The 15,312-nt window shown below is 68.4% G+C and carries 16 protein-coding genes; 7 read left to right on the top strand and 9 right to left on the bottom strand.

The annotated features are described in order from the left end of the window. Nucleotides 1–59 precede the first annotated feature (59 nt). Genes KY49_RS08575 through moaE form a run of 3 tightly spaced genes read left to right on the top strand, consistent with a single transcriptional unit; the run spans nucleotide 60 to nucleotide 2,070 of the window. On the top strand, nucleotides 60–1,307 hold the full coding sequence (locus KY49_RS08575; RefSeq protein ID WP_042584178.1) for a molybdopterin molybdotransferase MoeA: 1,248 nt from the start codon (nucleotides 60–62) through the stop codon (nucleotides 1,305–1,307). A gap of 19 nt (nucleotides 1,308–1,326) precedes the next feature. After that, nucleotides 1,327–1,584, top strand: coding sequence for a molybdopterin converting factor subunit 1 (moaD, locus tag KY49_RS08570; protein WP_010092214.1), 258 nt, complete (start codon nucleotides 1,327–1,329; stop codon nucleotides 1,582–1,584). Between the two features lie 9 nt (nucleotides 1,585–1,593). Continuing rightward, nucleotides 1,594–2,070 carry a molybdopterin synthase catalytic subunit MoaE gene (moaE, locus tag KY49_RS08565; RefSeq protein WP_042584177.1) on the top strand — a complete coding sequence of 159 codons (477 nt, stop codon included), beginning with the start codon at nucleotides 1,594–1,596 and terminating at the stop codon, nucleotides 2,068–2,070. Between the two features lie 92 nt (nucleotides 2,071–2,162). Here the strand turns inward: moaE and KY49_RS08560 are convergent, their stop codons facing one another. Next, complete coding sequence (locus KY49_RS08560; RefSeq protein WP_042584176.1) at nucleotides 2,163–2,711, bottom strand: group III truncated hemoglobin; 549 nt, start codon at nucleotides 2,709–2,711, stop codon at nucleotides 2,163–2,165. Nucleotides 2,712–2,885: 174 nt separating this feature from the next. On the opposite strand from KY49_RS08560, the gene KY49_RS08555 reads away from it, so the two are divergent. Continuing rightward, a complete protein-coding gene (locus KY49_RS08555; RefSeq protein ID WP_042584175.1) occupies nucleotides 2,886–3,383 on the top strand; it encodes an Rrf2 family transcriptional regulator in 498 nt (165 codons plus the stop codon). Between the two features lie 144 nt (nucleotides 3,384–3,527). After that, a complete protein-coding gene (gene clpB / locus KY49_RS08550; RefSeq protein WP_042584174.1) occupies nucleotides 3,528–6,125 on the top strand; it encodes an ATP-dependent chaperone ClpB in 2,598 nt (865 codons plus the stop codon). A 108-nt stretch (nucleotides 6,126–6,233) separates the two neighbouring features. Here clpB and KY49_RS08545 read toward each other — a convergent pair whose 3' ends face one another. Together KY49_RS08545 and KY49_RS08540 are read right to left on the bottom strand one after the other, a co-directional pair. Beyond that, nucleotides 6,234–6,665, bottom strand: coding sequence for a YidB family protein (locus KY49_RS08545; RefSeq protein WP_042584173.1), 432 nt, complete (start codon nucleotides 6,663–6,665; stop codon nucleotides 6,234–6,236). Between the two features lie 86 nt (nucleotides 6,666–6,751). Next, nucleotides 6,752–7,360, bottom strand: a complete 609-nt coding sequence (locus tag KY49_RS08540; protein ID WP_042584172.1) for a ComEA family DNA-binding protein — start codon at nucleotides 7,358–7,360, stop codon at nucleotides 6,752–6,754. A gap of 277 nt (nucleotides 7,361–7,637) precedes the next feature. On the opposite strand from KY49_RS08540, the gene KY49_RS08535 reads away from it, so the two are divergent. Both KY49_RS08535 and KY49_RS08530 read left to right on the top strand, forming a co-directional pair. After that, a complete protein-coding gene (locus tag KY49_RS08535; protein ID WP_042584171.1) occupies nucleotides 7,638–8,090 on the top strand; it encodes a MerR family transcriptional regulator in 453 nt (150 codons plus the stop codon). Beyond that, nucleotides 8,074–8,472: a carboxymuconolactone decarboxylase family protein gene (locus KY49_RS08530; protein ID WP_042584170.1), complete on the top strand. Its 399-nt coding sequence runs from the start codon at nucleotides 8,074–8,076 to the stop codon at nucleotides 8,470–8,472. Before KY49_RS08535 ends, KY49_RS08530 begins: the two co-directional genes overlap by 17 nt. 52 nt (nucleotides 8,473–8,524) lie before the next feature. On the opposite strand, the gene KY49_RS08525 is transcribed toward KY49_RS08530, so the two are convergent. The 6 genes from KY49_RS08525 to KY49_RS08500 all read right to left on the bottom strand — a co-directional run bounded on the left by KY49_RS08525 (nucleotide 8,525) and on the right by KY49_RS08500 (nucleotide 15,221). After that, nucleotides 8,525–9,898 carry an MATE family efflux transporter gene (locus tag KY49_RS08525; protein WP_042584169.1) on the bottom strand — a complete coding sequence of 458 codons (1,374 nt, stop codon included), beginning with the start codon at nucleotides 9,896–9,898 and terminating at the stop codon, nucleotides 8,525–8,527. A gap of 2 nt (nucleotides 9,899–9,900) precedes the next feature. Then, a complete protein-coding gene (locus KY49_RS08520) occupies nucleotides 9,901–11,730 on the bottom strand; it encodes an ArnT family glycosyltransferase (RefSeq protein ID WP_088501772.1) in 1,830 nt (609 codons plus the stop codon). Between the two features lie 145 nt (nucleotides 11,731–11,875). After that, nucleotides 11,876–12,139, bottom strand: a complete 264-nt coding sequence (locus KY49_RS08515; RefSeq protein WP_010092226.1) for a type B 50S ribosomal protein L31 — start codon at nucleotides 12,137–12,139, stop codon at nucleotides 11,876–11,878. A 156-nt stretch (nucleotides 12,140–12,295) separates the two neighbouring features. Further along, the gene (locus KY49_RS08510) at nucleotides 12,296–13,129 is read right to left on the bottom strand and encodes a M90 family metallopeptidase (RefSeq protein WP_010092227.1); all 834 of its coding nucleotides are present in this window, start codon (nucleotides 13,127–13,129) and stop codon (nucleotides 12,296–12,298) included. A gap of 38 nt (nucleotides 13,130–13,167) precedes the next feature. After that, nucleotides 13,168–14,724, bottom strand: a complete 1,557-nt coding sequence (locus KY49_RS08505) for an MFS transporter (RefSeq protein ID WP_042584167.1) — start codon at nucleotides 14,722–14,724, stop codon at nucleotides 13,168–13,170. Then, nucleotides 14,721–15,221, bottom strand: coding sequence for a MerR family transcriptional regulator (locus KY49_RS08500; protein WP_042584166.1), 501 nt, complete (start codon nucleotides 15,219–15,221; stop codon nucleotides 14,721–14,723). The genes KY49_RS08505 and KY49_RS08500 overlap by 4 nt, the downstream gene beginning before the upstream one ends. Nucleotides 15,222–15,312: the final 91 nt, after the last annotated feature.

Here is a 15,312-nt window from a genome sequence, read left to right as displayed (position 1 = left end):
GCCCATGCGGCGGCGTCGCTACAATGGTGTATTGCACCCAACGATCCCCGATTCAATCGATGTCGAATCCGAATCCCGAGGCGCCGCGCGCGCCGATGCTGTCGACCGCCGAAGCGCTCGGCGCGCTGCTCGACGCCGCGACGCCGCTGGCAGGCGCCGAATCCGTCGCCACCCTCGATGCGCTCGGGCGCGTGCTGGCCGCCGACGTCGAGTCGACGCTCGACGTGCCGCCGATGCACACCAGCGCGATGGACGGCTATGCGGTGCGCGTTGCCGATCTGATGCACGGCGACCGGCGCCTGCCGGTGTCGCAGCGCATTCCCGCCGGCCATCCGGCAGCGCCCCTCGCGGCCGGCACCGCGGCGCGCATCTTCACCGGCGCGACGGTGCCGCCCGGCGCCGACGCGGTCGTGATGCAGGAGCAGACCGAAGCCGACGCCGACGCGGTCGAGATCCTGCATACGCCGAAGCCCGGTGAATGGATCACCGCGCAAGGCGCCGACATCCGGCGCGGCGCGGTGATCCTGCCCGCCGGCACCCGGCTGACGCCGCAGGCGCTGGGCCTTGCCGCGTCGGTCGGCTGCGCGCAGTTGTCGGTCGCGCGGCGGATCAAGGTCGCGGTGTTCTTCACCGGCGACGAGCTGACGATGCCCGGCGAGCCGCTCAAGCCTGGCGCGATCTACAACTCGAACCGCTTCACGCTGCGCGGGCTGCTGGAGCGGCTCGGCTGCCACGTGACCGATTACGGGATCGTGCCCGATTCGCTCGCCGCGACCCGCGACACGCTGCGCGAGGCCGCGCGCGACCACGACGTGATCCTCACGAGCGGCGGCGTGTCGGTGGGCGACGAGGACCACGTGAAGCCCGCGGTCGAAGCCGAAGGCCGGCTCGCGCTGTGGCAGATCGCGATGAAGCCCGGCAAGCCGCTCGCGTTCGGTGCGATCCGGCGCGGCGACAGCCGGCCCGACGCGCATTTCATCGGGCTGCCCGGCAATCCGGTGTCGAGCTTCGTCACGTTTCTGCTGTTCGTCCGGCCGTTCCTGCTGCGCCTGTCCGGCGTGCGCGACGTCGCGCCGCGGGCGCTGTCGCTGCGCGCCGACTTCACGCAGGGCAAGTCCGACCGGCGCAACGAGTTCCTGCGCGCGCGCATCAACTCGGCGGGCGGCCTCGACCTGTTCCCGAACCAGAGCTCGGCGGTGCTGACGTCGACGGTGTGGGGCGACGGCCTGATCGACAATCCGCCGCACCATGCGATCAGCGCGGGCGAGACCGTCCGCTTCCTGCCGTTTTCCGAACTGCTGTCCTGACGGGGCGGCGCCTTTCGACATGAAGATTCAACTGAAATTCTTTGCGAGCGTCCGCGAGGCGCTGGGCGTTTCCGACGAGCAGGCCGACGTGCCGGACGGCGTGACGACCGTCGGCGACGTGCGCGCGTGGCTGCGCATGCGTGGCGGCGCGTGGGCCGACACGCTCGCGGAAGGCCGCGCGCTGCGCATGGCCTGCAATCACGAAATGACAGACGCCGGCACGCGGATCACCGACGGCTGCGAGGTCGCATTCTTTCCGCCGGTGACGGGCGGCTGAGGAGGCGCGATGGCAACGGTGCGAGTCCAGGCCGACGATTTCGACCTGAATGCCGAGGTGGCGGCGCTGCGCGCGCGCAATCCGAAGATCGGCGCGATCGCCTGCTTCGTCGGCACGGTGCGCGACCTGAACGACGGCGATTCGGTCGCCGCGATGGAGCTCGAGCACTATCCGGGGATGACCGAGAAGGCGCTCGAGCAGATCGCCGCCGATGCGTGCCGCCGCTGGCCGGGCATCGACGTCGCGATCGTGCACCGGGTCGGCAAGCTTTACCCGCTCGACCAGATCGTGCTGGTCGCGACGGTCGCCGCGCACCGCGGCGACGCATTCGCGTCGTGCGAGTTCGTGATGGACTACCTGAAGACCCAGGCGCCGTTCTGGAAGAAGGAAACGACGCCCGACGGCGAGCGCTGGGTGGATGCCCGCAGCACCGACGACGCAGCGCTTGCGCGCTGGGGCGTCGAATCGGGCAACGCCCCGCGCTGAGCGCGGCCAAGGGTAAGGGCCAAGGGGCCGCGTCATTGCGTCGCGGCGGGACGGAGCCTGCGTCAAAGCGTCGCGCGACTGCTCCGCGCGGCTCAATCCTCCGACGAACCGCGCCCGATGATCTTCGCCGGGAACGGCTCGCCGCGCGTGCGCGACGGCAGGTGATCCGGATCGTCGCGGCGGCGCGGTGCGACCGCGTCGAGCAGCGCCTGCTGTTCGGGCGGAATCCGGTAATCCCAGCCGAAGCGGCTCAACTGCAGGCTTTGCGCGATCCGCAGCGCCGGCTCCATGAAGCGGACCGCCGCGGGCGGCGTGTAGCGTGCTTCGACCGTCTTCAGGAACAGCGCCAGCCAGCGGCTGAAATGCGTGGGCTCGAGGCCGTCGAGCGGCTGGTGCGCCTGCTGCACGTTGCCGCGATAGCCCTTGGTGCCGAGCACGAGGCTCGACCAGAAGGTCACCATCTTCGGCAGGTGCGCGTCCCAGCGGCCGGCCAGCTTGCCGTCGAACACGGGCCCGAGCAGCGGATCGGCGCGCACGCGGTCGTAGAACGCGTAGACGAGCGCGCGGATGTTGTCTTCAGTGGGTTCCGCGTCGCGGGGCCGGTTCGGCGCGGCGTCGGGCGGGGTAGGCGTGGCGGTCATGACGATAAAGGGGCCGGGCGAAGGGTGGGACGCCGGCATGATTTTGACGCACAATAACGTCGGCCAACCCCTCGATAAACGTGCTGATGCCCCGCATCTTATTGCGCGCAGGCGGTCCCGGCAACCGGGGGGCGCGCGTAATCAGCGCACGATCATCAAACACCGCTTTCATCCATGAGACTGACCGACTACACCGACTACTCGCTGAGAGTCATGCTGTACCTTGCCGTGCGCGGCGACGGGCTCGCGACGATCCAGGAGATTTCGGACGCCTACGGCATCTCGAAGAATCATCTGATGAAGGTGGTGCAGCGCCTCGGCGAGCTTGGCTGGGTCGATACCGTCCGCGGCCGCAACGGCGGGCTGCGGCTGTTCCCGCACTCGATGCGGCTGACGGTCGGCCAGGTCGTGCGCGAGACCGAGAACGATTTCGCGCTGGTCGGCTGCTTTGCCGGCGGAGAGTCGCAGCGCGCGTGCGTCATCGAGCCGCACTGCCGCCTGAAGGGCGTGCTGGCGGCGGCGCGCGACGCGTTCTTCGCGGAACTCGACCGGCACACGCTCGGCGAGCTCGCGCAGCCTGCGTCGCCGCTCGCGGCGCTGCTCGGCATCAAGCCGATCGCCTTCGTGCGGGACGCGGCAGCGCCCGCCGAGCCGTCGCCGCTCGCCAACTGACGCGCGCGCCGCGCACTGACGGCCGCCCGTTCGCAGATTGCGACGGTCCGCGAGCACTTTTGCGCCGAATCAACAGGAATCCGCTTGAAAGCCGCATAACCATCCTCATTTTGGTGTTAATCGAAAATTGGAGGTCTCTACCAAATGAGAATCGACAAGCTCACCACCAAATTCCAGGAAGCGCTGGCGGATGCGCAAAGCCTCGCGGCAGGCCGCGACAATCAATACATCGAACCGGTTCACGTACTGGCCGCGCTGATCGCGCAGCAGGACGGCTCGGCACGCTCGCTGATGTCGCGCGCGGGCGTTCACGTGCAGGCGCTGCAAGGCGCGCTGAACGAGGCGATCTCGCGCCTGCCGCAAGTGACGGACACGGGCGGCGACATCCAGCTCGGCCGCGAGCTGATCGGCCTGCTGAACCAGGCGGACAAGGAAGCACAGAAGCTCAACGACACGTTCATCGCGAGCGAGATGTTCCTGCTCGCGGCCGCCGACGACAAGGGCGAGGTTGGCCGGCTCGCGCGCCAGCACGGCCTGACGCGCAAGGCGCTCGAAGCCGCGATCGCCGCGGTGCGCGGCGGCTCGCAGGTGCACAGCCAGGACGCGGAAAGCCAGCGCGAGGCGCTGAAGAAATATACGATCGACCTGACCGAGCGCGCCCGCGCGGGCAAGCTCGATCCGGTGATCGGCCGCGACGACGAAATCCGCCGCTCGATCCAGATCCTGCAGCGCCGCACCAAGAACAACCCGGTGCTGATTGGCGAGCCGGGCGTCGGCAAGACCGCGATCGTCGAAGGGCTCGCGCAGCGGATCGTCAACGGCGAGGTGCCGGAGACGCTGAAGGGCAAGCGCGTGCTGTCGCTCGACATGGCGGCGCTGCTCGCCGGCGCGAAGTATCGCGGCGAATTCGAGGAGCGCCTGAAGGCGGTGCTCAACGACATCGCGAAGGACGAAGGGCAGACGATCGTCTTCATCGACGAAATCCACACGATGGTCGGCGCGGGCAAGGCCGAAGGCGCAATGGACGCGGGCAACATGCTGAAGCCGGCGCTGTCGCGCGGCGAGCTGCACTGCATCGGCGCGACCACGCTCGACGAATACCGCAAGTACATCGAGAAGGACGCCGCGCTCGAGCGTCGCTTCCAGAAGGTGCTCGTCGACGAGCCGAGCGTCGAGGCGACGATCGCGATCCTGCGCGGGCTGCAGGAGAAGTACGAGCTGCACCACGGCGTCGACATCACCGACCCGGCGATCGTCGCCGCGGCCGAGCTGTCGCATCGCTACATCACGGACCGCTTCCTGCCGGACAAGGCGATCGACCTGATCGACGAGGCGGCGTCGAAGATCAAGATGGAAATCGATTCGAAGCCCGAAGAGATGGACAAGCTCGACCGCCGGCTGATCCAGCTGAAGATCGAGCGCGAGGCCGTGAAGAAGGAGCAGGACGAAGCGTCGCAGAAGCGCCTGCAGCTGATCGAGGAAGAAATCGAACGGCTCGGCCGCGAGTACTCGGACCTCGAGGAGATCTGGACCGCCGAGAAGGCCGCGGTGCAAGGCAGCGCGCAGCTCAAGGAAGAGATCGAGAAGGTGCGTGCCGACATCGCGCGCCTGCAGCGCGAAGGCAAGCTCGAGAAGGTCGCGGAACTGCAGTACGGCAAGCTGCCGCAGCTCGATGCGCAGTTGAAGCAGGTCACGCAGGCCGAAGAGCGGGAGCAGCACAACCCGACGCGTCCGCGGTTGCTCCGCACGCAGGTCGGCGCGGAGGAAATCGCGGAAGTCGTGTCGCGCGCCACCGGCATTCCGGTGTCGCGGATGATGCAGGGCGAGCGCGAGAAGCTGCTGCACATCGAGGAGAAGCTGCACGAGCGCGTGGTCGGCCAGAACGAGGCGATCGACGCGGTCGCCGATGCGATCCGCCGTTCGCGCGCGGGTCTCGCCGATCCGAACCGTCCGTACGGCTCGTTCCTGTTCCTCGGTCCGACGGGCGTCGGCAAGACCGAACTGTGCAAGGCGCTCGCGGCGTTCCTGTTCGACTCGGAAGAGCACCTGATCCGCATCGACATGAGCGAGTTCATGGAGAAGCACAGCGTCGCGCGGCTGATCGGCGCGCCGCCGGGCTATGTCGGCTACGAGGAAGGCGGCTACCTGACGGAAGCCGTGCGCCGCAAGCCGTACAGCGTGATCCTGCTCGACGAGATCGAGAAGGCGCATCCGGACGTGTTCAACGTGCTGCTGCAGGTGCTCGATGACGGCCGGATGACGGACGGGCAGGGGCGTACGGTCGACTTCAAGAACACGGTGATCGTGATGACGTCGAACCTCGGCTCGCAGGTGATCCAGGCGATGGCGGGTTCGCCGCAGGAAGAGATCAAGGACGCGGTGTGGCTCGAGGTGAAGCAGCATTTCCGCCCCGAGTTCCTGAACCGGATCGACGACGTCGTCGTGTTCCATGCGCTCGACCGCGCCAACATCCAGTCGATCGCGAAGATCCAGCTCGCCCGCCTGCACGACCGGCTCGCGAAGCTCGACATGGCGCTCGACGTGTCGGAAGCGGCGCTCGAGCAGATCGGCAAGGTCGGCTACGATCCGCTGTTCGGCGCGCGGCCGCTCAAGCGCGCGATCCAGCAGGAGATCGAGAACCCGGTCGCGAAGCTGATCCTCGCGGGCCGCTTCGGTCCGAAGGACGTGATTCCGGTCGACGTCCGGGACGGCACGTTCGTGTTCGACCGCGTCGTTCACTGAGCGCGCCTCGGCGCCGGGCCCGGAGCGCGAAGCCGGGTCGCCAAAAGCAAACACCCCGCCGCGAGGCGGGGTGTTTTTTTCATCCGGCGTGCAACTGCCGGCTGAGGCTCACGCCTGCTTGTTGCCGCCGAACAGGCCCGCGAGCTGCGTCAGCGTGCCGAGCACGTTCGACGTGTCGACCTGGCCGTCGGCCGGCACTTCGCCGTTCGGCGTCGCATGGTTGACGACGTGCGGCAGCACCTGCGCGAGGATGCCCGATGCCTGCGCCGGATCGACGCCGAACTTGCTCGCCAGCGCGCCGATGGCGTCGGAGCCGAGCACGTTCTGCAGCGTGTCGGCCGAGATCGGCTGGTTCTCGCCGGTGCCGACCCACGAGCCGATGATGTCGCCGGCGCCGCCGGCCTTGAACTTCTCGATCAGGCCATTCAGGCCGCCCGGCTGGTTGTTGATGAATTCGAGCGCGGCCGACAGCAGCGCGCTTTGCGAATTGCCGCCGGCCTGGCCGCCGAGCAGACCGCCGACGATGTCGAGTAGACCCATGATTCTTCACCTTCAATGAAACGGCGCCGCGACGGCGGCGCCCGTGGAACGAAGCCGCGCGCGCATTGCTGCGCACGCGGCGCGCATCAGGCGCCCGACGCCGCGGCGGCGGAGGCAGCCTTGTCTTTCTTGCCCTTCTTTTTCGAACCCTTCGCGGACGACGCGTCGGCCGGCGCGCTTGCATCCGAGGCCGGCGCCGATGCGCCGGCGGCCGCGGCGGCCTTGTCCTTCTTCGATGCGCGCTTGGTCTTGGCCGGCTTCGACGCCGCTTCCGGCACGCTTGCGGCCGGCGCGGGCGCGGTGGTCGTCGCGGCGCCCGTCGTGGCCGGAGCCGTCGTGGCCGGCGTTGCGGCCGGCTTCGTCGCCGGAGCCGTCGTACCCGTCGCCGCGGCGGGCTTCGACGCCTTCACGCCTTTCGGCGGCGTCGCCGAACCGCCGATCGTCAGGCCGTTTTCCTCGAGATGCGCGACCGACTTCGTGCCGAGGCCCTTCACGCGGTTCGCGAGATCGTCAGCATCCTTGAACGGGCCGTTCTTGGTGCGTTCGTCGATGATCGCCTTCGACTTCACGGGCCCGAGACCCTTGACGGATTCGAGCGCGGCCTGGTCGGCCGTGTTGACCTCGACCGCCGCGGCGAAGGCCGCGGTCAGCGACAGCGATAGCGCGACGAACAGCATCAGCAGCTTTTTCAGCATGGCAAGGGCTCCCTGGATCGAACGGATGAATGGCTGTTGCAACGGCCGGCACGCGGCACGGGGCCGGGCGTCGCCGTTAAGCATAGGACAAGTGCGTGCCCTTTTTAAGACAGGCTGCCGGAATCTTGCTGAACGCTTGCGCTGCTGTAAAGGGCGCAGGCCCCGCCGGACCGCGGTTTTGACGATGTTTGACGGAATCGCCGCTCACGTCGCACTGGCCGTCGACAGGGTGTTGACTTAGAGTGAACTCTAAGTCCTAACCTTGAGCCTGTCTGTCATGTCACCCGTATCGAAGACTTCCGCCGCACGCGCCCTGACGATCGGTCTGGTTGCCGAACTGATGGGCGTATCGACGCACACGCTGCGCTACTACGAGCAGGCGGGCCTGCTGCGCGCGATCGCGCGCACGCCGGCCGGGCACCGGCTGTACGCGCCGGCCGACCTCGACTGGCTGCGCTTCGTGATGCGACTGAAGGCGACCGGCATGCCGATCGCGCAGATGCAGCGGTTCGCCGCATTGCGTGCGCGCGGCGAGCCGACGCTCGGCGCGCGCCGCGAACTGCTGGTCGCGCATCGCGATGCGGTGCGCGCGCATATCGCGGAGCTGCAGGCGAGCCTCGACGTGATCGGCGAGAAGATCGCCTATTACGAGACGGCGGAGCGCGACGCGGGGCGACAGGCGACATCCCCACAACCGGAACAGGACACGCACAATGGAACGACTCGCTGACGACCGCTACACGCGCGGCTGGAACAAACTGAAGGAAATCGACGGCGACGTGGGCGAACGCGTGATCGCGGCGCTCGCGCCGATCGCGCCGGATTTCGGCCGGCTGCTGGTCGAATTCGGCTTCGGCGACATCTACAGCCGGCCGCAGCTCGACCTGAGGGCGCGCGAGATCGCGACGATTGCCGCGCTCGCCGCGCTGGGCAACGCGCAGCCGCAACTCAAGGTGCATATCGAGGCGGCGCTGAACGTCGGCTGCACGCGCGACGAGATCGTCGAAGTGTTCATGCAGATGGCCGTCTATGCGGGGTTTCCGGCCGCGCTGAATGCGCTGTTCGCCGCGCACGAGGTGTTCCGGCAGCGCGACGGCGAGGTGGCGGCATAGGCAGCTCGGGTGGCCGCCTGACGCGGGCGGCGCGTGCCCGTCATGCGCGCTTTCAGGCGGGCTCGGGCGAGGGCGCCGGCGCGCGGCTCACGGCGCGGCTCACATGCCGCAGGTACAGCGCGAGCCCGGCGCCCGCCAGCATCAGGCTCATCGTGTTCGCGAACCAGAAGCCGCGCGCGCCGGTCAGCCAGGCGGGCGAGTAGCCGCCGACGTCGAAGCCGAGCAGGTAGCCGCCGCCGAGCCCGACGCCCCACAGCGCGACCGCGTAGATGATGGTCGGCACGGCCGCGACCTTGTACGCGCGCAGCGCGAACGCGGACGTGACCTGCAGCGCGTCGAAGAAGTGATAGCAGGTGACGATCGCGACGAGCGGCATCGCGGCCGCGGCGACTGCCGGGTTCGGCGTGTAGCCGCCGACGATCAGTGGGCGCAGCGCGAACACCAGCAGGCCATACAGCGCGGCGATCCCGCCCGCGAGCGTCACGCCGTGGCGGCCGAGCAGCCGGGCTTCGTCGGGCTGCCCGGCGCCGAGCGCGCGGGCGACGAGCGTCGACGTCGCGACGCCGATCGACAGTGGCGTCATGTACAGCACGCCGCTGATGTTGGCGGCGATCTGGTGCCCGGCGAGCGTCGTCGTGCCGAATTGCGCGATGAAGAGCGCCATGCAGGTGAACGACGTGACCTCGATCAGGTACGACAGGCCCATCGGCACGCCGAGCTTCAGGATCGCCTTCTGGCGCGCCCAGACCGGCCAGCAGAAGCGCGAGAAGATCGCGAGCGGCGCGAACACGTCGAGCTTCGCGAGCAACGTGAAGCCGACCAGCGCGAGCGCCCAGTTGATCACCGTGCTCGCGAGCCCGCATCCCGGACCGCCGAGCGCCGGCACGCCGAACCCGCCGAAGATGAACCAGACGTTCAGCGGAAACTTGAGCGCGAGCGCGCCGATCTGCAGGATCATCGCGAGGCGCGGCTTGCCGGCCGCGTTGGTGAGCGCGCCGTAGATCCGGAACACGAGGCTCGCCGGCAGCCCGAACGACAGGAGGCGCAGATAGGCGACGGTGCGCTCGTGCAGCGCGGCGGGCGCGTGCGCGAGACGCAGCAGCGGTTCGGGGAAATGCAGCAGCAGGAAGCCGGGCACCGCGAGCAGCGCGGCGAGCCACAGCGCCTGGCGGACTTCCTCGCCGATCTCGGCGTAGCGCCGCGCACCGTACAGCTGGCCGGTGATCGGCTGCAGCGCGGACAGGATGCCTGTCAGGCCGATGAAGACCGACAGGTAGATCGATGCGCCGAGCCCGAGCGCGGCGAGATCGGTGGCGGAGAAGCGGCCGACCATCGCGGTGTCGGTCACGCCGAACGCAATGATCGCGAGCTGGCCGACGAGCACCGGCCACGCGAGGCCGATGATCCGACGGATATCGGCCAGCATCGTCAATCGTCCGCCTTGCGGCGCGGCGGCCGGCGCTTGACCGGCGTCTTCGGCCGCTCGATGCGCTCGTACAGGCGGAAACGCTCGTCGCGGTCGGCGACGCGGCGGCCCTCCCAGACGAGACGCCACACGTACTGCGACATCGAGCTCGGTTCGCCGAAATCGGCACGGTCCTGGCGCAGGATCACGTCGCAGTCGCCGGAGTAATCGAAGTGCATGTTGCCGAAATAGGCGAACGTCGCGATCTGCGCGTCGCCGAGCCGCACCGGCGAAATGCATTCGTAATCGGACGGCAGGTGCGCGGCGATCTGCTGCGCGACGTCGCGATAGGTCCGGCCGTAGTTGACGATCGGCAGCCACAGCGTCATCAGCAGCACCCACATCAGCGTGGTGCCGGCGCCTGACAGCACCACGCTGCGCCACAGCACCTTCGGCTGACGCGACACGCGCCACCTCGCGAGCAGGAACCAGCAGACCGTCACCGCGACCGCGCAGACGAACGACAGCACCTTGAAGTGCGGCTCGTAGCCCGGCAGGAGACGCGCGAGGTTGCGCGCGAGCGGGTGTGGGAAGCCGGTCATCGACGCCAGCCAGACGAGCCACACGAAGCTGCCGAGGATCGTGAAGCTCAGCACCGCGAACCAGTCGATCGCGTTGATCGCGCCGCGCTTCAGCGTCGGCAGCGCGAACGTCGCGAGCACCGCGAGCGGCGGCAGCAGCAGCATGTACATGCGGTTCGACTGCTGACTCTGCAGGATCACGAGCGCGACGAGCGGCACGACGACCGACAGCGGGATCGCGATGTGCGTGCGCCGGCGCAGGCCGGCCCAGCTCCACCACGCCCAGATCGCGAGCGGCCACGCGGGCCACGCGAAGATCGGCAGGTTCTTCGCCGCGTACATCAGCACGGCGGTCGGCGGGCCGGAAAAGCGCATCAGGCTGCCGCGCACCCATTGATCGAAGAACCACGCGGCGTCGTCCGGCGCCGCGGCGAGCGCGGCGAACACCCACAGCGCGATGATCGCGGCGGCGAGGGGCACGCCGATCGCGGGCAGGTGTAGGTTGCGCATCTCGGGCGTGACGAGCCACAGCACGGCGGTGCCGACGACGAGCGCGCCGACGAGCACCGGGTTGCCGGACAGGCAGACGAGGCCGATTGCCGCGCCCCACCACAGCGCGCCCTGCAGCGGCTTGTCGATGCCGCGCACGAGCCCGTAGACGAGCATCGCGATCCATGCGAACTGCGCGAGCTGCGGCGTCGTTTCGTGTCCGCGCTCCGCGAGGCCGAAGCAGGCGAGCAGGATCAGCAGGGCGCCGTCGGCGAGCGTGCGGCCGTAGTCGCGCGGCTCGGGCTCGCCGCCGAACGCGTACTTGAACGGCTGGACTTCGGCGCGCCGGCCGAGCAGATACGCGGCGTACCAGACGAACGCGCAGGCGATGCAGAACAGGATGCCGGTGGAGAGCCGCGACGCGTTGCTCGCGTCGACCCACGGCTCGAGCGAGCGGATCGACAGCGCGCCGAGCCAGTAGCCGAGCGGTCCGTCGGTCGTGATGAACTTGCCGACCAGATTCGGCAGCAGCCAGTCGTGCCAGCCGCCCTTGGCCATCGTCCACATGACGCCGAAGCCCGCCGCGTCCTCGTTTTTCCACGGGTCGCGGCCGAACAGGCCGAATGCCGCATAGACGAGGCAGAGCGTGAGCAGCAGCCAGCGCGGCAGCGCGCGCGTGGCGGAGGCGGTGAGGCGAACGACAGGCTTCATGCAGATGGGCGAATTGTTCTGGGCGCGGCTCGCGCGATGCCGCGCGGCGCGCCGGTTTTGAGCATCCGGCATTGTAGACGCGCCGGCCGTTGCGCGTCAGCGGTTGCGCCCGGGCGCCGGCCGACGGCGCTGGGGCGAGCAGAGACGAAAAAGGGCAGCCTGGGCTGCCCTTTGGTGCGGTACCGGTGCGTTGCGGTCACCGGATGCGTCGCGAAGCTTACTTCGCGACCTTGCCGCTGGCGCGCGAACCGAACTTGTTCTTGAACTTCTCGACGCGGCCTGCCGTGTCCATGATCTTCTGCTGGCCGGTGTAGAACGAGTGCGACTCCGACGACACTTCGATCTTGGCGAGCGGGTAGGTCTTGCCTTCGAAGTCGATGGTTTCACGCGTCTGGATCGTCGAGCGCGTGATGAACTTGAAGCCGTTCGACATGTCTTGGAAGACGACTTCGCGGTAATCCGGGTGAATGCCAGGTTTCATGATTTTCCTTGGTGAGAGCGGTAGCCAACCCGCCGCTTGCCGCTCCGAACCGCGCGAATTGCGCGTGTCGGCTGGCGTCAAGCCCGGCGCGAGCCACTTGCCTAAGGTCGAAAAACGGCGATTATGCCAGAAAATCAGACGGTTGGCGATTAATTTTCAGCGCGCGTCGAGCGCGCCGGTTTGGGCCGGATCCTGCCGGTAATAGCGGGCGAGCAGCCGGTAGAGCTCGGGGAACTCGGCCTCGAACGCACGCGGCCGCACGAACAGCGCCTCGCTGCATACGGCAAAGAATTCCGACGGGTGGTCGGCCGCATAGGGATCGATCAGCGACTCCCGCTCGAAGCGCGCCCAGGCGCGATCCGGCACCGCATCGACGCGCGCGCAGAACTGGTCGTAAGCGTTCTCGAACACGTCGGCCCACGCCTGCGCGTCGAGGTGCGGCGCATGCCAGCGGCGAAAGAGGGGCGGATAGCCGTCGGCCGCGCCGTTGATCATGTCGATCTTGTGCGCGAACTCGTGGATCACGACGTTGTACGCGTCGCGGCCGTCGGTCATCTGCGCGTCTTCCCACGACAGGATCACCGGTCCGCCTTCCCAGGCTTCGCCGCTCGCGTCCTGCTCGACCTCGTGGACGACGCCGTCCTCGTCCTGCACGGTCTTGCGGATCACGAATTCGCCTGGATACACGACGACGCCGACCCAGCCGTCGTAAAGCGACAGATCGAGATTCAGCACCGGCACGCAGGCCTGCACGGCGATGCCGACGATCATCTCGTCGGTCAGCTCGAGGCCGTGCGCGGTCGAAAACGACTTGTGCGCGATAAACAGGCTCGTCAGCTCGCGCAGCCGGCCGAGGTCGTCAGGCGGCAGGTAGTCGAGGAACGGCAGCCGCGCGACGGTGTCCTGCCACAGCGCGTCGGGGATCGGGTGGCTGCGCAGCGCGCGGTCGCGGCGGCGATGGTCGAGCCAGCGGGTGAGTTTCGAAAGCATGGAAACGGCAACGTGAATCCCAAAGCCTGACTTTTAACTCAATCGATGTCTTTTTGCCATGCGGCGAAGATCCCGCCGCATATCGCGACGCCGGCGAGGAAATAGAACCCGTCGAGCGACGACAGGAACGACGCCTGCTGCGCGACCATCCGCGCGATCGACGAGATTGCGAGCGCGTGCGCATCGCCGGGCGCATGGCCGGCGGCCGCGTAGCTGCGGGCCAGCGCGTCGACCGTCTGCTGGAACAGCGGGTCGAACACGTTCGCGCGCTCGACGAGCCGCGTCTGGTGCACGGCCTGCCGATGCTGTTCGACGATGATCACCGACGCGGTTGCGAACGAGATCGTCAGTTGGCGGACGATGTTCTTGAGCCGGTAGCCGTGCGTGTATTCGTCGATCGCGAAGATCCGGAACGTCAGGTTCGCGACCGGCAGCACGATGAACAGCAGCAGCAGGCCGCGCAGCAGCAGCGGCACGATCAGCGCCGCTTCGCCGACCTGCGGCGTCATGCGGGTCATCCACAGCGCGGCGAACGCGGCGACCGCGAAGCCCGGCACGATGATCCATTTCTTGTGCGTGATCAGCTTCGCGTAACGCAGGTACGCGAACAGCGCGGTCGCGGAGATCAGGGACATCGTGCCGACCAGGCGCCCGGCGTTCTCGACCGGATAGCCGAGCCCCGATTCGAGAAGGCGGGAGGTCAGGTAGCTGAAGCCGGTCGACTCGTAGTAATAGAACATGTAGAGCAGGAGCCCGACCTGGAAGGTCCGCTGGCGGAACGCGTGCAGGCGCACGAGCGGCGTCGGGTGGTGCCACTGGTGGTGCGCGAACCACGCGAGCGCGCCGAGGCCCGCGACCGTCAGCAGGATCAGCATCGGCGAGCCGCTGTAGAGCTGGTACCGCACCTGCTGCATCACGATTTGCAGCGCGCCCTGCGCGAGCGCGAACACGACGTATGGCCAGAAATGCCCGGTGCCGCGTTCGTCGTCGGGCAGGTTGCCGGTGTCGGGCAGCGTCAGCAGCGCGAGGATCGCGAACGCGACGCCTGCGGGTGCCGTGCACGCGAACAGCGCGCGCCACGTCGAATGCGCGACGAGCAGGCCGCCGGCGATCGGCGCGAGCGCACTGCCGAGCAGGATCATGATCAGGAACGCGCGCGTCGCGGGTGGCCGTTCCTGCGGCGTGAAGCTGATCTGGATCAGTATCCGGCATGCACCCATCATCGGCCCGATGAAATAGCCCTGGAAGCCGCGCGCGAACGCGAGTTCCAGCGACGTATCGGCGAGCGCGGACGCGATCGCGCCGAGCGAGAACATCAGCATGCAGCCGGCGACGTAGCGGCGATGCCCGAGGCGGTCGATCCACCATTGCTGCTGGAGGATGCCGAGCACGGCCGCGACCGCGTACGCGCTCGACGACCACACGAGCTCGTCCGGCGACGCGTTGATGCCGCCCGCGATGTAGCTGGCGAAGAACGAGAACGTCGCGTTGTCGAAATAGTCGATGCCGGTGACGAGCGCGAGCGCCCACGGGAACAGGTCGGCGCGCAGGCTTGCGCGGCTCCACAGTGGCGGGCGGCCCGGCGTCGCGTTCATGCGCGGCTCTTGCGCGACCGGCGCTCGCTTGCCTCGGCCCGCCGCTGCGCAATCAGCGCATCCGCGCTTTCGCCGGCGAGGCGCCGCTCGACGTAGTCGATGTCGCGCTGCAGTTCCTTGCGCAGCGCCACCGCTTCCTTCAGCTCGCGCTGGACCGCCGCGATGCGCCGGTCCAGCGTGCCGATCTGTTCCGCGAGACCGGTGCGGATGTCCCGCAGCGACGCGTCCGAGTAGCGGCGCCGGCCGTCGTCCGTCTCTTCCAGCGGACGCTTGAGCATTTCGGTGATGCCCTGCAGCGAGAAGCCGAGCGCGCGCAGGCGCAGGATTCGCGCGAAGCGCTCGAGGTCGGCTTCGTCGTAGAGACGATAGCGGCCTTCGCTGCGCGACGGCGTGACGAGCCCGCGCTCCTCGTAGTACTTCAGCGTGCGCGGCGTGACGCCGAGCCGCGCGGCGGCGTCGCTCACGGTCAGCAGCAGGGCGGGGGTGTCGGTCGTCATCGGGGCGGGGTCGGCGGGTTGGGGAGGCGGAAAGAATTATAGATCAACGTGTACGTTCACGTTCATGTTGGCGCGAAAAAACGGCCGCCGG

Origin of the sequence: Burkholderia sp. MSHR3999, assembly GCF_000833595.1 — a bacterium.
GTDB lineage: Bacteria > Pseudomonadota > Gammaproteobacteria > Burkholderiales > Burkholderiaceae > Burkholderia > Burkholderia ubonensis.
The sequence above is the reverse complement of the archived record's forward strand: the minus strand, read 5'-3'. Positions and strand labels throughout refer to the sequence as shown.